This is a genomic window from Christiangramia crocea (assembly GCF_022410465.1).
Taxonomy (GTDB): domain Bacteria; phylum Bacteroidota; class Bacteroidia; order Flavobacteriales; family Flavobacteriaceae; genus Christiangramia; species Christiangramia crocea.
The window spans coordinates 1-17,714 of record NZ_JAJSON010000026.1; the positions used below are offsets into that span (position 1 = coordinate 1).

The following is a 17,714-nucleotide window of genomic DNA, read 5'->3' on the forward strand; positions in this document are numbered from 1 at the left end:
TCAGTTGGTAGAGCGTCAGCCTTCCAAGCTGAATGTCGCCGGTTCGAACCCGGTCTCCCGCTCTAAAGACTTCATTGTAAAATGAGGTCTTTTTTTATTTATGAAACTTGTTTCAGTTTCTATAATCAGGGATTTGAAATTTTGTAATGAATTCAGGGTGACAGATTAAACTATGATAAAATAAAAAAGCCACGCTTTTTGGGCGTGGCTGTTAAAGTAGGGTTTAACAGTTTATTTAACCGTTCATGGAGATTAGAAACTCTTCATTGTTTCGAGTGCTTTTTATCTTATCATTAATGAATTCCATGGCTTCCACAGGATTCATATCAGCAAGATACTTTCTAAGCACCCACATACGTTGAATCGTATTATCGTCTAAAAGAAGATCATCTCTACGTGTGCTTGATGATACAAGATCAATTGCAGGGAAAATTCTTCTGTTGGAGATTCTTCTGTCTAACTGAAGTTCCATGTTACCGGTACCTTTAAATTCTTCAAAGATCACCTCGTCCATCTTGGAACCTGTTTCAGTAAGTGCTGTCGCTATAATTGATAACGAACCTCCGTTCTCAATATTACGTGCAGCACCAAAGAATCTTTTCGGTTTATGTAAAGCATTTGCATCAACACCACCACTCAGTACCTTACCACTGGCAGGTTGAACTGTGTTATATGCTCTCGCAAGTCTGGTGATCGAGTCAAGAAGTATAACTACATCGTGACCACATTCTACCAGCCTTTTTGCTTTTTCAAGTACAATATTTGCAACTCTTACATGCTCATGTGCTTCCTTATCAAAAGTTGAAGCTACAACCTCACCTTTTACATTACGTTGCATATCGGTAACCTCTTCAGGTCGCTCATCAATAAGAAGAACAATCTGATATACTTCAGGATGGTTCGCTGCAATCGCATTGGCAATATCCTTAAGCAACATGGTTTTACCGGTCTTAGGCTGTGATACGATCATTCCACGCTGACCTTTTCCGATAGGTGCAAAAAGATCCATTACCCTTGTGGAAATTGAGCTTTGCTTTTCAGCAATGTTGAATTTGTCTTTAGGGAAAAGTGGAGTGAGGTGTTCAAAAGAAACCCTGTCTCTTACCACCTGTGGATCCAGCCCATTGATCTTATTGATCTTGATAAGGGGGAAATATTTTTCTCCTTCTTTAGGAGGTCTTATTTGCCCCTGAACCGTGTCGCCGGTCTTAAGGCCGAAAAGTCTTATCTGTGACTGGGAAACATAAATGTCATCTGGAGAAGTAAGGTAGTTGTAATCTGAGCTTCTAAGGAAACCGTAGTTGTCCTGCATAATGTCCAGTACTCCCTCGCTTTCTATGATAGCATCGAACTCATAATCGGGTTCGCGATAACGGTTTCTGTTATCACGGTTCCCATTATTCTTTTTATGGTCATTGCGGTTGTCGCTGCGGTTATCGTTGCGATTTTCATTTCTGTTATCGCTACGCCCGCGTGTATCTTTTTTGCCGGACTGACCTCTGTCACGTCCGCTTTTTCCTGAGCTCTGGCTGTCATCTTTTTTGGAAGGATGAGGGGTGTCTTTTCCTGACTTAGCTTGTGAGGGTTTAGAAGAGTCTGCCGATTTTGGTGGTCTTTTTTTGCTGCCAACTTTAGCAGGCCTTTTCGACTTCTCCTGAGTGGTTTCCTCATTTTCTTCGGTGAGTACTTCTTTCACTTTTTTTGGATTTGATGCCTGGTAATCCAGAATCTGATACACCAAATCTAATTTTTTTAAAGTCTTGTACTTAGGAACGTTAAGCGTTTCAGCAATTTCCTTAAGTTCAGGAAGCTTTTTAGCTTTTAATTCTGAAATTTCAAACATGAATGCGTTACAATAATTTTGTTGTTTGGGTTGATTTTAAAAAACTTCTCGAAGAAGAACAAAAAGTTTTGGAGACTTAAGTAACCAACATTGAATGGGTTACGAAATGTTCTTGCAATAATACAACTTTATTTTAAACTTTTACGCAGGAATTCTAAAAAGAATCTTTTATTTTTGTGCCGCAACAGAAAAAACTATGCTTCAAAGAATACAAACGGTTTACTTGCTTTTAAGTATTATAACGAGTGCAGGACTAATATTTGTATTTTCACTCTGGGAAAATTCGGCAGGAGAGCCGGTTTATGCTCAGGACCAGTTAATTGCATTTGGAATGTTTATAGCATCGGCGGCTATTTCTTTGGTGAGCATCTTTATGTTTAAGAATAGAAAACTCCAGTTTGTGCTGGGGCGTTTAAATATAATATTGAACCTTTTTTTACTAGGAGTGTTTGTTTATTGGTCTCTAACTTTACCTGGAGAAATGGATATTTCAGAGAAGGGTATTGGGATGTTTCTTCCTATTGTTTCTATCGTTTTTCTTGTTCTGGCCAATAAGGCCATTAAAAAGGACGAAGATCTCGTAAAATCTGTAGATCGATTACGATAAGCCTATCATCTTAGTAGTATTAGTGCGTGAAAAACCCGAAGTGAAAGCTTCGGGTTTTTTTATTCCAGTTCTATTACTTCAAGATCTTTTATGTCTTTACCGTCTATTTTGAATCTGAGCATGGTACGTTTCTTATGAAATCCCTGCTTTCCGGCTGCTCCCGGATTCATATGAAGAAGATTCAGATTTTTGTCGTTCATCACCTTTAAGATATGGGAATGCCCGGAAATAAAGATCTTCGGAGGGTGCTTTCTTATTTCATCTTTGATGGCTGGTGAATATCTTCCGGGATAACCGCCTATATGCGTGATCCAAACGTCTATTTCTTCACACACGAACCTGTTATTCAAAGGGAATTCTTTTCTGATTGTCGCATTATCAATATTCCCATAAACAGCTTTTACAGGCTTTAAAGCCTGTAGTTTATCAGTTACATCCAGATTTCCAATGTCTCCTGCATGCCACACTTCGTCAGCTTCACCGGCATAATGGAGTATTCTGTCATCTATATGTCCATGAGTATCACTTAGAAGGAGTATCTTTTTCAAATTGTGGGTATTTTTAAAATTCGTTTAACAAAGGATGGCTTCAGAAAGACTTTTTCCTTGGTATAATTGCCTTATCTTTGCATTTCGCTAATATAAAAATAAAGCGGAATTGAGGTATTTTGTAGAACTCTCATATTTTGGAAAGGCTTATCATGGATGGCAAAATCAACCGAATTCGATAAGTGTTCAGGAGGTTCTGGAAACAAACCTAAGCAAGGTCTTACGTTCAGACGTGGAAATAGTAGGAGCGGGCAGAACTGATGCGGGAGTGCATGCCCGGCAAATGTATGCTCATTTTGACTATAATAAGCCCTTGGATAAAGCTTTATTGAAGTATAAGTTGAATTCCATGCTTCCGAAAGATATTGGCATAGCTGGTATATTTGAGGTAAGAAATGATGCACATGCCAGGTTCGATGCCATATCCCGAAGTTATGAATATCATGTTGTACAGGAGAAAGATGTTTTTAGTCAGGACCTGGTATGGCTGATGAGGCAGCAAGTCGATATCGAAAAAATGAATGAAGCAGCCGCAATTTTGAAAACCTATACCAGTTTTAAGTCTTTTTCAAGGAGTCGTACAGACGTAAAGACTTATAATTGCAGGATTGATCAGGCTGAATGGAAAAAGCAGGATAATAAGTTGGTTTTTCATATAACTGCCGACCGATTTCTAAGGAATATGGTAAGAGCCATTGTAGGTACCCTTATCGATATTGGTCAAAATAAATATCCTGTCTCACGAATGCACAAAATTATTGAAAGTGAAGACAGGGGAGAAGCAGGTGCTTCTGCGCCGGCTCACGGATTATATTTAACGAGGATTGTGTATCCTGAAAATATTAGATTAGAATAAATGGCTTCAAAAACCGGAAATGCATTCGATATGGATTTGTTTAAGCGTTTGCTTAAATACACCAATCCCTATAAGCGAATTTTCTATTTTGTTGCGGTCGCCGCAATTCTGGTTTCCCTATTTGCTGTTTTAAGACCAATCCTTCTTCAGGAGACCGTAGATGAAGCTTTGATCCCTGCCGATTTTGACAGCCTTATATATTATGTGAGCCTGATGCTGGGAGTACTTGTACTGGAAGTTTTATTTCAGTTTTGCTTTATCTATTATGCAAACTGGCTTGGGCAGGAAGTAGTACGCGATATACGCGTGAAGCTTTTTGAACATATGCTCGGCTTCAAAATGAAATACTATGACAAGTCTGCTGTGGGCCGACTTGTTACCCGTGCGGTGAGTGATATTGAAACTATTGCCAGTATCTTTAGCCAGGGACTTTTTATGATCATCAGCGATCTTCTTAAAATGCTGGTGGTGCTTGGGGTAATGTTCTATAAAAGCTGGGAATTGACCTTACTGGTGCTAATGGTTCTTCCTTTTATTCTTTATGCTACCCGTGTCTTCCAGAAAAAAATGAAACTGGCCTTTGAGGAAGTCAGAACCCAGGTAGCCAATCTTAATACCTTCGTTCAGGAGCGAATTACCGGGATGAAGATCGTTCAGTTATTTACTAGGGAAAAGACCGAATATGCCAGTTTCCAGGAAATTAATGATAAGCACAGGAAAGCATGGGTGAAGACGGTTTGGTATAACTCGATATTTTTCCCGATTGCAGAAATGTCAACTTCCATTACCATAGGTTTGATCGTATGGTTTGGTGGATTGAGAGTTGTGGCCGGAGATGAGATGTCGCTGGGTATCATAGTTGCCTTTATTGAGTTATCCCAGATGCTGTTCAGGCCTTTGAGACAGATCGCAGATAAATTCAACACCCTCCAAATGGGTATGGTGGCAGCGAACCGTGTATTTGGGATCCTTGATACCGAAGCGAGGATAGAAGATACCGGAACCACTCAGGTTGATAATCTTAAAGGCGAGATCGAATTCAGGAATGTTCGTTTTAGCTATGTTGATGATGAGGAAGTGCTCAAGGGGATCTCATTTAAAGTACATCCCGGTGAAACAGTTGCTATAGTTGGAGCCACCGGAGCAGGTAAATCTACTATCATCAATCTGCTTAGTCGGTTTTATGAAATTAACAGCGGTTCCATTCTAATTGACGGAATTGATACTAAAGATATTCAGCTTAAATCCTTACGTGCTCAGATAGCCGTGGTATTGCAGAATGTCTTCCTTTTTGCCGATACGATTCTGAATAATATCAATCTTGACAACCCCGATATTTCAGAAGAAGATGTTGTTACTGCCGCTAAACAGATAGGAATTCATGAGTTTATTAGCTCGCTCCCTAATGGATACCATTATAATGTTAAGGAAAGAGGGGCTATGCTTTCTTCAGGACAAAGACAATTGATATCATTCCTTAGGGCTTATGTTAGCAACCCCAGTATCCTGGTTCTGGATGAAGCAACTTCATCGGTGGATTCATACAGTGAACAGCTCATTCAGGAGGCGACAGATAAGATCACCGAAGGGCGAACTTCTATCGTGATCGCACACCGTCTGGCCACTATTAAAAAAGCCGATAAGATTATCGTAATGGATCAGGGAGAGATCGTGGAAATTGGAAATCATCGTGAATTGCTTCAGAAAGCCGATGGTTATTATAAGAAATTGTATGAGGTGCAGTTTAAGGCAGAGGAGGCTATTTAGTTGTTAATTGACATCTTCCTTTAATTTATCTTTTAACTCTTCCATCGTTTCAAACATAATGAACTGCCCGTCCTTGATATAGGAAGTTTGCCCGGTCTCTTCACTTACAACCAGTGCCAGGGCGTCTGTTTTTTCTGTTATACCTACCGCAGCTCTGTGTCTTAAACCAAATCTTAAGGGAATAGAACGATCATTGGAAACCGGTAATATAACCCGGGTCGCGGTGATCTTGTTCTCCTCAATAATCATAGCGCCATCGTGAAGCGGACTGTTTTTAAAAAATATAGATTCAATAATGGGTTGATTGAGCTCTATCCTCATTTTGTCGCCGGTGTTCTTCACAAAATCCAGCTTGCTGCTTTTCTGGATCACCATTAATGCGCCGGTGTAGGTTTTCCCCATAGCCTCACAGGCATTTACTATGGCTTCCACATTTGTCTTTGAGTCGAAGTCATCGCGATTGAACTTGAAGCTTCTGAAAAACCTTCCTTTTTGCGTAAAGTTCGTAGAACCGATCATTAAAAGGAATTTCCTGATTTCCTGTTGGAAAACAACAATTAGTGCGAATACTCCAACCCCGATGAACTCACCAAGGACACTGCTTAGCAGTTCCATCTGAAGAAGCTGCGTAAGTAAAAAGGCCAGGTAAATAACCACAATACCTATAAAGATATTTACAGCTGCCGTACCACGCACCAGTTTATACACATAGTATAGAAGCAGGGCTACAAAAACAATGTCGAGGATATCGAGAATTCGAAGATCTAAGATGTCCAAATTGCTGGGGTTTTATGTAAAAATAGAAAATCTAAAATTAGTTTATCAATTCACGGGTTAATTTGATGCATTCTACAGCCTCTTTTACATCGTGCACGCGTAAAATACTGGCTCCTTTCATAAGCGCGATGGAATTTAATGCAGTGGTTCCATTTAAAGCTTCATTTGCCGAAATACCAAGCTTTTTCCATATCATGCTTTTTCTTGAGATGCCTACTAATATAGGTAATTCAAGGTTCCTGAAAATTTCGAGTTTAGAAAAGAGTTCATAATTCTGCTCTATGTTCTTTGCAAATCCGAATCCCGGATCGATGATAATATCATTAATTCCCAGGTCTCTCGCCGCCCTGGTCCTTTCAGAAAAATAAAAAAGAATATCTTTTACAAGGTCTTCATATTGATTGAGGTCCTTCATATTTTGGGGTGTTCCTTTCATGTGCATCATAATGTAAGGAATCTGATATCTGGCAATTACCTGAAGCATTTGTTCATCCAGTTTTCCAGCTGAAATATCATTGATAATAGCAGCTCCGGCCTGAATGCTTTCGGCGGCAACTTCAGATCTGAAGGTGTCGATTGAAAGCAGGGCTCCTGGAAAATTTTTAAGGATGAGTTCAACGGAAGGGATCATTCGTTTCATTTCTTCTTCCACCGGGATATCATCGGCCCCGGGTCTGGAACTATAAGCACCAAGATCAATAAAATCTGCTCCTTCCTTTAGGATTCTTTCAGTATTCTCCAGAATTTCTTTTTCAGAGGTAGAACGGCTTCCGCTAAAAAAAGAATCGGGGGTAATATTGATTATCCCCATGATCTTTGGTTGGGATAGATCGATTAAATTTCCTTTGCAATTGATGAACATACTAATGGTCGGGTTTTAAACAGCCGGAGAAATAACTTTGACTATCTGAAATATTTGCCCGAAATTTACGCAAATTAGAACTACTTCATGCAGGATACCTCAAAACAATACGACTCGGTAATCGAAGTTTGCCGGAGTTTGTTTCTTAATAAAATGAAAGATTACGGCTGTGCCTGGAGAATTTTAAGGCTGCCTTCCCTTACCGATCAGATATTTATAAAAGCCCAGCGAATTCGTCAACTGCAGGAAAGTGAGGTGCGTAAAATTGAGGAAGATGAAAAATCGGAATTTATAGGGATCATAAATTATTCGGTCATGGCCCTTATTCAGTTGAAAAAGGGAATTGCAGATCAGCCTGATCTTACAGTTGAGGAAGCAACTGCCCTGTATGATGAAAATATTTCTGAAACAAAGGAATTGATGATGGATAAAAATCATGATTATGGTGAGGCCTGGCGTGATATGCGAATCAGTTCTTTGACAGATCTCATCATTCAAAAGTTATTAAGAGTCAAGCAGATTGAAGATAATAAGGGAAAGACCCTTGTTAGTGAAGGTATAGATGCCAATTACCAGGATATGATAAATTATTCGGTTTTTGCTATGATACACTTTATGGAGGCCGACGAGAAACAACAATCTAATTAATTCAGAATAATCAATGAAAGCAATTGTAAGTATAGCCAGGATTCTGGTAGGTGTTCTTTTTATTTTTTCAGGATTCATAAAGCTCAATGATCCGGTTGGGTTTTCTTATAAGCTTCAGGAGTATTTCAGCGAGCCTGTTCTGGATATCCCATTTTTAATTCCGTTTGCGTTAATCATTGCAATTGTTATAGTGATTTTCGAACTTGTTCTGGGGATTATGCTTTTGATAGGTTATGCAAGAAAGTTTACCAGTTGGAGTATGTTGGTGATGATCATTTTCTTCACTTTTCTAACTTTCTATTCGGCATATTTTAACAAGGTGACAGATTGCGGCTGTTTTGGGGATGCCATCCCTTTAACTCCATGGGAATCCTTTTATAAGGATGTGATATTATTTATCCTCATACTTATTATCTTCTTCAATCAGAAGTTTATAAACCCAATATTTTCTCCAAAATATCATAAATGGGTGATTTTTATATCATTCATTGCCAGTTTTGCATTTTGCTATCACGTATTAATGCATTTGCCGGTTTTCGATTTTCGTCCTTATAAAGTGGGGAATAATATTGCTGAAAAAATGAGTGTGCCCGAAGGGGCTGCCGAAGCTGTATTTGCATATGAATGGAAATTCAGTCAAAACGGGGAAGAAAAGATAATCAGGAATAATGGTGCATATCCACAGGTAGAAGGGGAGTTTATTGGTGTGGAGACCACTCAGGTGGAAGAAGGCTACGTGCCACCAATTCATGATTTTGTGATAGAAAGCGAGGAGGGAGATATTACCGGGGATATACTTTCTGAGGATAAGGTACTGCTTATTATAGCCTATAATCTTAGGTCTACGGAAAGGGAAGGCTATAAAGCCGTGAAATCTCTTAGTGAAGAAGCGAATCAAAAAGGCTACAGGGTTATAGGACTCACGGCTTCAGGTGATCAGCTTCAAAATGCATTAAAAAAGAAGTATGATCTAAATTTCGATTTCTATCAAACCGATGAGACTGCATTAAAGACGATCGTACGCTCCAACCCGGGGATACTCACTCTTGAAAAAGGCACGATCACCCAGAAAAAGCACTGGTTTGATGCTTCGGATATTGAATTATAAATAATTTACACCAGTCTTTAAAAAATCCTTAAAATATAAAGGTTTGGCTCTGGATTAAGAGTCAGTCAATACTCCTTTACTTATATTTGTGATTAGAGCTGAAACCGAAATTTTCAGCTCGAAAAATTTCAACCAAAATTTATATCATGAGAAATAATATCGTAGCCGGAAACTGGAAAATGAATAACGATCTTGCTGAAACGGAAGAGCTTATTAGCCGTTTAAAAATTCAAATGGTAAAAGAGCCAGAGGCTACAGTTATGGTGGCACCGTCTTTTACTAATCTTTACCCTACTTTTCAGGCTTTAAGGGATACTTCAATAATTGTTGCTGCTCAGAATATGCATGAAAGCGAAAAGGGAGCTTTTACCGGAGAGGTTTCAGCATCCATGCTTAAAAGTGTAGGTGTGGAAACGGTAATCCTGGGTCATAGTGAACGCCGGGCCTTTTTCAATGAAACAAACGAAATACTTGAGAAAAAAGTAAAGACAGCAATAGATAATGAAATGACCGTGATCTTTTGCTTTGGGGAAGAACTCGAAGACAGGAAGAGTGATAAGCATTTTGAGGTGGTTGAAACCCAATTGAAGGAAAGTCTTTTTCAGCTTGATAAAAGTGCCTGGAGCAATATTATTCTGGCTTATGAACCGGTTTGGGCCATTGGTACCGGAGAAACAGCCAGCCCTGAACAGGCTCAGGAAATGCACAAACATATAAGGCAACTTTTGGAAAAGAATATAGGAGCTGAAACAGCAGAAAATACATCCATACTTTATGGGGGTAGTGTGAAGCCAGGTAACGCCAAAGAAATTTTCGCGAAAGAAGATGTGGATGGTGGCCTTATTGGTGGTGCCAGTCTAAATGCAATAGACTTTGTGGAGATTGTAAATTCATTCTAAAATGAGTGGGAATTACCTTGAATTTCAGTTCAAAACAGAACCGGTACAACCGGCTTCTGAAATCCTAATCGCTGAACTGGGATATCTGGGATTTGAAAGCTTTGTAGAGAATAATGATGGAGTAACTGCTTATATTCCCGTGGAGGAATATGAAGACGATCTGCTCGCGGGTGTTCATATTTTGCAGTCTGAAGAATTCGAGATCAGTTATACCATGAGTGAGATCGAAAGATTCAACTGGAACGAAGAGTGGGAAAAGAATTTCACTCCTATCCTGGTTGATGAACATTGCAGTGTAAGGGCACCCTTTCACCCCAAAACAGATGCTGAATTCGATATTGTGATCGAACCCAAGATGTCTTTTGGTACCGGTCATCATGCTACCACCCATATGATGATCCAGCATATCCTTAAGAATGAATGGGAAGGTAAATCAGTTCTGGATATGGGATGTGGAACCGGGGTCCTGGCTATCCTTGCCGCAATGAAAGGAGCCTCTAAAATTGATGCTATAGATATCGATAACTGGTGTTATCTTAATACTCTTGAGAATATTTCACGCAACGATTGTGAGCATGTAAATGTTGAAGAAGGTGGAGCAGAGTTGCTCGAAGGCCGGACCTATGATATGATCCTTGCCAATATTAACCGGAATATTCTTTTAAAGGACCTGCCTGTTTATGAAAAAAGCCTTAAACCAGAAGGGAATTTGTTTCTAAGTGGTTTCTATAGTGGAGATTTGCCCGTAATTGAAAAGGCTTGCAAAGAGCTTGGTTTGTACTTTGTAGAAAATTTTGAAAGGAACGACTGGGTAGCTGCAAAGTTTTCACGCTGAGGTTTTTATCATAATTTGTATCTTTGAATTAAGTTGCATGAGAAAATTTTGATGATGAGCACGAAAGAAGAATTATTAGAAAAGCTTGAAGTAAAGACCAAAAAGAAGAAGCAGAATGAGATCGTATTGTATAATGATGATTACAATACCTTTGATCATGTTATAGAAACCCTTATCTACACCTGTGACCATACTCCGGAACAGGCTGAACAATGTTCCATCCTTGTTCACTACAAAGGAAAATGCACCGTTAAAACGGGACCTTATGAGGAACTCAAACCTCGCTGTTCTAAAATGCTTGATGCCGGATTGAGTGCTGAGATCATTTAGTCGAAAAAAATCTTTTTAAACATTTTCAGTTTTTAAAATAAACGATATATTTGCACCCGCTTTGTGAGACACAAAGTGAATGATTATAAGGCCTCGTGGCGCAACTGAATAGCGCATCTGATTACGGCTCAGAAGGTTGCAGGTTTGAATCCTGCCGAGGTCACTTTAAAATTCATAACCCCTTCAAATTGAAGGGGTTTTTTATTTCTTCCATTCCTCCTCATACTTACAAAAGTTGATTCGGACATCTTCAGTAATCACCCATTTGTATTGAATCCTACTTCAGACAAACAATTATGATTCTTTCGGGCGGATTTGATCAGCTGGTATAATTACAAATATGTAATGAATCGCTGTATTTTTTATAATACCTGAATTTCTCCAATACATTCATTACGAAATCAAAAAATATTTCCTTGTTAGAGTAATTTTTCTTTTACTACGTATAATTAACTAAGTATTATTACATATATTTGTTTAGTAAATACGTAGTTATGGAAAAAATAATTGTAGTTGGTAATGGAATGGTGGGATATAAATTCTGTGAGAAACTCATTGCCTCACCGCGAAGAAAGGACTTTGAACTCCTTGTATTTGGTGAGGAACCACGCTCGGCTTATGATCGTGTTCATCTTAGTGAGTATTTTTCCAGGGAACAGCCAGATGAACTATTAATGGCTCCATTATCCTGGTATCACGAAAATGATATTGAATTACGTACTTCAGAACTGATCAAAGAGATAAGGCCTGAACAAAAAGAGGTTATTACCTATAAGGATGAGGTATATAATTATGATCGGCTTGTATTAGCCACAGGTTCCTACCCTTTTGTACCGCCGATCAATGGAACAGATAAGCCCGGCGTCTTTGTTTATCGTACCATTGAAGATCTTGACGCGATGCGGCATTATGCTTCCAGGTTAAAAAAGGAAGGAAAGACCCGGGCGGCTGTTCTGGGTGGAGGGCTCCTTGGCCTGGAGGCGGCAAATGCCGCCAGGGAACTGGGAATGCAAACAGATGTGGTGGAATTTGCTCCTCGTTTAATGCCAAGACAATTGGACGAGTCTGCCAGTAAAATGCTGGAATCCAAGATCAAAAGTCTGGGAATCAATGTTCACCTTAATAAAGCCACTTCAGTAATTACAGGAGAGGAAGGCGTTGAAAGTCTGGAATTTTCTGACGGCACTTCACTTAAGACTGACATGCTAATTATTTCTGCCGGAATCAGACCCCGGGATGAGCTTGCGGTAAATGCTGGTTTGAAGACCGGTGAACGCGGAGGGGTGTGGGTCAATAATAAAATGCAGACTTCAAATAAAGATATTTATGCCATAGGTGAAGTCGCCTTTTATAATGGAGGGCTATATGGCCTTGTTGCACCGGGTTATAATATGGCCGAAGTGGCCGTGGAGCAGATCACCGGTGGCGATAAAATAATGATCGAGACCATCGATATGTCTACACAATTAAAACTGATCGGGACCGAGGTGGCCAGTTTTGGTGATCCATTTATCGATAATGACGAGGTTGCCACCATCGTCTATGAAAATAAACGTTCGGGAATTTATAAGCGTATCAATGTTTCCAGGGAGGGAGAAAAACTTCTGGGAGGTATCCTTATAGGTGACTCTTCAGATTATAATAATCTTTTTCAGCTCTACATCAATGCGATGAAATTGCCCGAAAATCCCGAAGACCTTATTATTCCCTCCAAAGACGGAAAAGAAAGTGCCATGGGAAGCGCCATGGATTATCCTGATACGGCGCAGATATGTTCCTGTGAAAGTGTTACTAAAGGAGCAATTTGTTGCTCTGTGGAGAGTGGAGACTGTGAAAGCCTGGGAGATGTTATAAAGACGACAAAAGCCGCAACGGGATGCGGTGGATGTAAACCCATGGTAGCCGACCTTGTAAAGGCTACTCTGAAATCCATGGGCAAGGAAGTGAAAGAAACTATTTGTTCCCACTTTAAATTCAGCAGGCAGGAATTATACGATCTTATCAAGATTAATAAAATAAAGGATTATAACGAGGCCCTTGATCTTTTTGGACAGGGGAATGGTTGTGAAATTTGTAAACCGGCGCTGGCTTCCATCTTTTCCAGTATCTATATGGAAACGGCGAACAGGCAGGTCACCATTCAGGATTCTAATGACAGGTTTCTGGCGAATATTCAGAAGAATGGTAGTTATTCGGTTGTGCCACGCGTGCCGGGCGGAGAGATAACTCCGGAAAAACTGATGGTTCTGGGTAGGGTTGCACAGAAATATGACCTTTACTCAAAGATCACCGGAGGACAGCGAATCGATCTTTTTGGAGCTGAACTCCATCAACTGCCACATATTTGGCGGGAACTTATAGATGCCGGTTTTGAGAGCGGTCACGCCTACGGAAAATCCCTGAGAACGGTAAAAAGCTGTGTAGGTTCAAGCTGGTGCAGGTATGGTATGCATGAAAGCGTAAGCTTTGCCATACGTATTGAAGAAAGATATAAAGGTTTAAGATCACCGCATAAATTAAAAGGAGGCGTTTCAGGTTGTATAAGGGAGTGTGCTGAAGCACGTGGAAAGGATTTCGGGATTATAGCCGTAGAGAGCGGATGGAACCTGTATGTATGCGGGAATGGGGGAGCCACTCCAAAACATGCGATCCTGCTGGCTGAACAGCTGGATGATGAAACCTGTATCAAATATATAGACAGATTTTTGATGTATTACATACGTACCGCTCCGCCACTCACACGTACTGCGCCATGGTTGGAAAAGCTTGAAGGAGGGATCGAATATCTTAAAGATGTGGTGGTGAATGATTCTCTTGGAATAGCTGAAGAATTAGAGAAAGAAATGCAGGGACTCGTAGATAAATATGAATGCGAATGGAAGCAGGCGATTGAAGATCCGGAGATGATGAAACGTTTTAAACATTTTGTGAACTCTGATGATACCGATGATAACCTGGAATTTGTTCCGATGAGAGATCAGAAGAAGACAAGAGTCTGGAAATAACATTTTTAAAACTGAAAGATCATGCAAAATATTATAGAACAATATAATTCGGTTACTGCCACAGATGTAAAGAAATGGTTCAAGGCTGGAAAAACCACCGACTTTCCGATGGACGGGGGTGCCTGCGTGAAATATGAAAACAAGCAAATTGCCGTGTTTCATTTTACGAGAATATCCAAATGGTATGCCTGTCAGAATCTTTGTCCGCATAAGCTTGAGATGGTGATCTCCCGTGGAATGATTGGTGAAGATGAGGGAATTCCGAAGGTAGCCTGCCCAATGCATAAAAAGACATTTTCCCTTGAAGACGGGAATAATCTCAACGGTGATGATTATAATATCGCGGTTTATCCTGTAAAGATTGAGGATGAAAATGTGTATATTGGTTTTTCTGATTAACACCAGCAAAATCTGATGGATAAAAAATTTGAAGAAGCGATACGCCGTATAGATGCGAGGAATTCTGAAGATCCCAATAAGGAAGAGTTCAATAATGGGAAAATAGCCCCTAAGGAACTTTTATATTCTCAAAGAATGACTCAGCATCTGGAAGATTTTGCTCCCGATGCGCCTGAAGAACTTAAGATTGCGGCCAGGGCACAGCATATCTGTCGTTGGAAAGTAGAGCGTAGTGAATATCCATCCACCCGCGTGGGCTATTTGAAATGGAGAAATGAGCTTAAGAAACTGCATGCTCAGATCACGGGAGAGATCCTCGAAGAGGTTGGTTATGATGAAGAGTTTATAGACCGGGTGAAATTCCTTATCCAGAAGAAAAAGATTAAAAAAGATGAGGATTCTCAAACACTTGAGGACGTTATCTGCCTTGTGTTTCTGGAATATTATCTTAAGGATTTTGCTGCAAAGCATGAGGATGAGAAAGTGGTTGACATCATTAGGAAAACCTGGGCAAAAATGTCGGAAAAAGGACATGAAGCTGCCCTTGAATTACCTCTTGATGACAGAAGTAAAACTCTTGTGAAACAGGCCCTGTCCTAAAAATTTCAAGTGGATGCCTAATACTCCCGGAAATTCGCTGGATCAACATACCTTCAAAAAGCTAAGCCGACTATATATTATAGCCCTTAGTGCTATAGCCGTTTCCGTAATTATCAGCCAGATTCTTATTCATCAGTTTCTTGAAGATCAGGAGAGTGATTCTACAGTGGTGAATATTGCGGGGCGCCAGAGGATGCTTAGCCAGAAACTTACCAAAGAAAGCCTTCAGCTTTTGATCGCAGAAGATACTTCTGAAATATCAGAACTTAAGGAGAATATTAACTCTACCCTTGAGAGATGGAAGTTCTCTCATTATGCACTCATAGAAGGAAGCGATAGTCTGGGACTTCCCGGTAATAACAGTGAAAAGATCAGGGAAATGTTCGCGCAGATACAGCCCTATTTCCTGGAAATGGAAAATGCCAGCGAATCTATAATTCTTCAACTTGAGAATGAGCCTGAGGTGTCCGTTTCTGAACTTCGGGATGAGATTCTTACTGTAAAAAGTAATGAAGCGGCTTTTCTGGAAGGAATGGACAGGATCGTGAATCAATATGAATATGAGGCCAGTGAAAAGGTGGTGAGATTGGGCAACCTGGAACTTTTCATAATGGCCATTACTCTTTTGATCCTGTTATGTGAATTCCTCTTTATCTTCTGGCCGGCAGCTAAAGCCGTTAGAAATACCATACATAAACTACTTATTGCTGAAGGAAACGCCAGGAAAATGGCTCATGATGCCGATCTTTTAAGCCAGGCCAAGGAAAAATCGGTTAAAGAGTTAAGGGTGCTTAATCAGGCCATGAATCAAACACTTTTATTCGCCAGGATCACTCCGGAGGGAGATATTATCCAGTTGGGAGAGAAATTTTCCAGGCTATTCAAGATCAGAAAGTTTGGCGATTACAGCAAATTTCAGGCTTTACTTTCCGGAAATGAGGAGGAGAGAAAGAATATCGAGAGCTTACTTGAAGAAAATGCCAGGAAAAGCTGGCAGGGAGAAGTAAAAGCCACCACTAGCGAAGGAGCCGATGTTTGGATGGAAATGTCTCTTATTCCTTTTAATCCCGCCCAGGATAAGTGGGAACTTCTCGTAATTGCAACAGATATTACCAGTAGAAAGGAGGCTCAGCTTGAAATAGAGCGGCTCACCCAGAAGAGCTTTGAGGAAAAGATGAATCAGCAAAAACTGATTTCAAGTAAGATCATTGAGAACCAGGAGAACGAGCAGAATCGTATCGCTAAGGATATTCACGATGGAATTGGTCAAATGCTTACCGGCCTTAGTTTTAATCTGGAAAGTATAGATGTTAATAATACTGAGAAGGCCGAGCAGAAGATTGAACACCTTAAAGAGCTCACAGCAAGCATTATCAAAGGAGTCAGGACGGCGACCTTCAATTTAATGCCTCCCGAACTTAGTGACCATGGGATTATTCCGGCACTTACCAAACTTACCCGGGAGCTTGGTAAACTAACCGGAAAGAATATTCTATTATATGATAAGACGGGCTTTGCCCAACGCATGAACTCTTTAATTGAGATCAATATCTACAGGATCACCCAGGAAGCTATTAATAATGCCATTAAATATGCCGATTCTACTCATATTATAGTTACGGTTTCCCATAGCTCCAGCATACTTAGTATAACTATAGATGACAATGGAAAAGGTTTTGATATGAAAAACGTTAAGACCAGGAATGGTGACGGAGGTATGGGGATGACATTCATGAGAGAACGCATAAAATATATCAATGGCCGACTTTTTATAAATTCTGAACCCGGTAAAGGAACCAGGGTAACTCTTAACATCCCTTTGACAGAATAAAGAGAATACCTAAAAAATCACTAATTTTAGGGGCAGAATTTAAATTGAAAAATGGATAATATACGTATAGTGCTGGCAGACGATCACGTTCTGGTTCGAGATGGAATAAAGTCATTACTGGAAGAACAACCCGATATGGAGGTGGTTGCCGAAGCTTCAGATGGAAAGGAAGCCATCGGGATTCTTGAAAAGGATCTGCCTGATCTTCTTATCGTAGATATACGTATGCCTGAAATGAACGGGATCGAGGTCGTTAAAAAGATCCGTGATAATAAGTGGGATGTTAAGACTCTTGTTCTTTCCATGCATGATTCCGAAGAATACGTAGTGCAGTCTGTTCAGGCAGGAGCTGATGGCTACCTTTTAAAAGGATCCAGCAAAGATGAATTTCTTAAAGCCTTGCATAAAGTAGCAAGTGGAGGTAAATACTTTTCTGGTGATATTTCGGCCATTCTTATAAATAATTTCACAGATGGAAAGCCTGTTGAGAAGGAGAAGAAACAGGAGGATCCATTTAATCTTACCAAAAGAGAAAAGCAGATACTTAAACTGGTGCTACAAGGAAAAAGCAATAAGGAAATAGGGAATGAGCTGGAAATTAGTAAAAGGACAGCTGAGGTACACAGGTTCAACCTTATGAAGAAACTGGATGTTAAGAACCTTATAGAGCTTACCAATAAAGCACGGGAGTATCAACTCGCCTGATAGCAACAAATCATTTCTTTAAAAAAAAATCACTCATTTGAGTTTATTATACAGATTCCTTAAAATCAAATAGGGCTTATTTCGGAGTACGTAA

17 protein-coding genes and 1 tRNA gene are annotated in these 17,714 nt (G+C 39.9%); 14 read left to right on the forward strand and 4 right to left on the reverse strand.

Annotated elements, in window-relative coordinates; translation table 11 throughout:
- Window positions 1-235: 235 nt before the first annotated feature.
- A complete protein-coding gene (gene rho, locus LU635_RS14665) occupies window positions 236-1,843 on the reverse strand; it encodes a transcription termination factor Rho (protein ID WP_240100258.1) in 1,608 nt (535 codons plus the stop codon).
- Window positions 1,844-2,039: 196 nt separating this feature from the next.
- Here rho and LU635_RS14670 point away from each other — a divergent pair, with 196 nt between their 5' ends.
- The gene (locus LU635_RS14670; protein ID WP_240100259.1) at window positions 2,040-2,450 is read left to right on the forward strand and encodes a DUF4293 domain-containing protein; all 411 of its coding nucleotides are present in this window, start codon (window positions 2,040-2,042) and stop codon (window positions 2,448-2,450) included.
- 59 nt (window positions 2,451-2,509) lie between these two features.
- On the opposite strand, the gene LU635_RS14675 is transcribed toward LU635_RS14670, so the two are convergent.
- Window positions 2,510-2,998: a metallophosphoesterase family protein gene (locus LU635_RS14675; RefSeq protein WP_240100260.1), complete on the reverse strand. Its 489-nt coding sequence runs from the start codon at window positions 2,996-2,998 to the stop codon at window positions 2,510-2,512.
- A 109-nt stretch (window positions 2,999-3,107) separates the two neighbouring features.
- Here LU635_RS14675 and truA point away from each other — a divergent pair, with 109 nt between their 5' ends.
- Window positions 3,108-3,854: a tRNA pseudouridine(38-40) synthase TruA gene (truA, locus tag LU635_RS14680; protein WP_240100261.1), complete on the forward strand. Its 747-nt coding sequence runs from the start codon at window positions 3,108-3,110 to the stop codon at window positions 3,852-3,854.
- Entirely contained in the window at window positions 3,855-5,621 is a 1,767-nt protein-coding gene (locus tag LU635_RS14685) for an ABC transporter ATP-binding protein (RefSeq protein WP_240100262.1), read from the forward strand. It begins immediately after the preceding gene.
- Between the two features lie 3 nt (window positions 5,622-5,624).
- Here LU635_RS14685 and cdaA read toward each other — a convergent pair whose 3' ends face one another.
- Window positions 5,625-6,398, reverse strand: coding sequence for a diadenylate cyclase CdaA (cdaA, locus tag LU635_RS14690; RefSeq protein ID WP_240100263.1), 774 nt, complete (start codon window positions 6,396-6,398; stop codon window positions 5,625-5,627).
- Window positions 6,399-6,435: 37 nt separating this feature from the next.
- Window positions 6,436-7,260 carry a dihydropteroate synthase gene (gene folP, locus LU635_RS14695; protein ID WP_240100264.1) on the reverse strand — a complete coding sequence of 275 codons (825 nt, stop codon included), beginning with the start codon at window positions 7,258-7,260 and terminating at the stop codon, window positions 6,436-6,438.
- Between the two features lie 87 nt (window positions 7,261-7,347).
- On the opposite strand from folP, the gene LU635_RS14700 reads away from it, so the two are divergent.
- The 11 genes from LU635_RS14700 (at window position 7,348) to LU635_RS14750 (ending at window position 17,620) form a co-directional block, all read left to right on the forward strand.
- Window positions 7,348-7,908, forward strand: a complete 561-nt coding sequence (locus LU635_RS14700; RefSeq protein WP_240100265.1) for a DUF1599 domain-containing protein — start codon at window positions 7,348-7,350, stop codon at window positions 7,906-7,908.
- A gap of 13 nt (window positions 7,909-7,921) precedes the next feature.
- The gene (locus LU635_RS14705) at window positions 7,922-9,016 is read left to right on the forward strand and encodes a BT_3928 family protein (protein ID WP_240100266.1); all 1,095 of its coding nucleotides are present in this window, start codon (window positions 7,922-7,924) and stop codon (window positions 9,014-9,016) included.
- 146 nt (window positions 9,017-9,162) lie between these two features.
- Window positions 9,163-9,915: a triose-phosphate isomerase gene (gene tpiA, locus LU635_RS14710; RefSeq protein ID WP_240100267.1), complete on the forward strand. Its 753-nt coding sequence runs from the start codon at window positions 9,163-9,165 to the stop codon at window positions 9,913-9,915.
- 1 nt (window position 9,916) lies between these two features.
- Window positions 9,917-10,750, forward strand: coding sequence for a 50S ribosomal protein L11 methyltransferase (prmA, locus tag LU635_RS14715; protein WP_240100268.1), 834 nt, complete (start codon window positions 9,917-9,919; stop codon window positions 10,748-10,750).
- Between the two features lie 54 nt (window positions 10,751-10,804).
- Window positions 10,805-11,080 carry an ATP-dependent Clp protease adaptor ClpS gene (locus tag LU635_RS14720; protein ID WP_240100424.1) on the forward strand — a complete coding sequence of 92 codons (276 nt, stop codon included), beginning with the start codon at window positions 10,805-10,807 and terminating at the stop codon, window positions 11,078-11,080.
- An 89-nt stretch (window positions 11,081-11,169) separates the two neighbouring features.
- Window positions 11,170-11,243, forward strand: a tRNA-Arg gene (locus LU635_RS14725).
- A 331-nt stretch (window positions 11,244-11,574) separates the two neighbouring features.
- Window positions 11,575-14,085 carry a nitrite reductase large subunit NirB gene (gene nirB / locus LU635_RS14730; RefSeq protein WP_240100269.1) on the forward strand — a complete coding sequence of 837 codons (2,511 nt, stop codon included), beginning with the start codon at window positions 11,575-11,577 and terminating at the stop codon, window positions 14,083-14,085.
- Between the two features lie 21 nt (window positions 14,086-14,106).
- Entirely contained in the window at window positions 14,107-14,484 is a 378-nt protein-coding gene (nirD, locus tag LU635_RS14735) for a nitrite reductase small subunit NirD (protein WP_240100270.1), read from the forward strand.
- Window positions 14,485-14,499: 15 nt separating this feature from the next.
- A complete protein-coding gene (locus tag LU635_RS14740) occupies window positions 14,500-15,084 on the forward strand; it encodes a DUF4202 domain-containing protein (protein ID WP_240100271.1) in 585 nt (194 codons plus the stop codon).
- Window positions 15,085-15,097: 13 nt separating this feature from the next.
- On the forward strand, window positions 15,098-16,915 hold the full coding sequence (locus LU635_RS14745) for a sensor histidine kinase (protein ID WP_240100272.1): 1,818 nt from the start codon (window positions 15,098-15,100) through the stop codon (window positions 16,913-16,915).
- A gap of 51 nt (window positions 16,916-16,966) precedes the next feature.
- Window positions 16,967-17,620: a response regulator transcription factor gene (locus LU635_RS14750; protein WP_240100273.1), complete on the forward strand. Its 654-nt coding sequence runs from the start codon at window positions 16,967-16,969 to the stop codon at window positions 17,618-17,620.
- Window positions 17,621-17,714 lie beyond the last annotated feature (94 nt).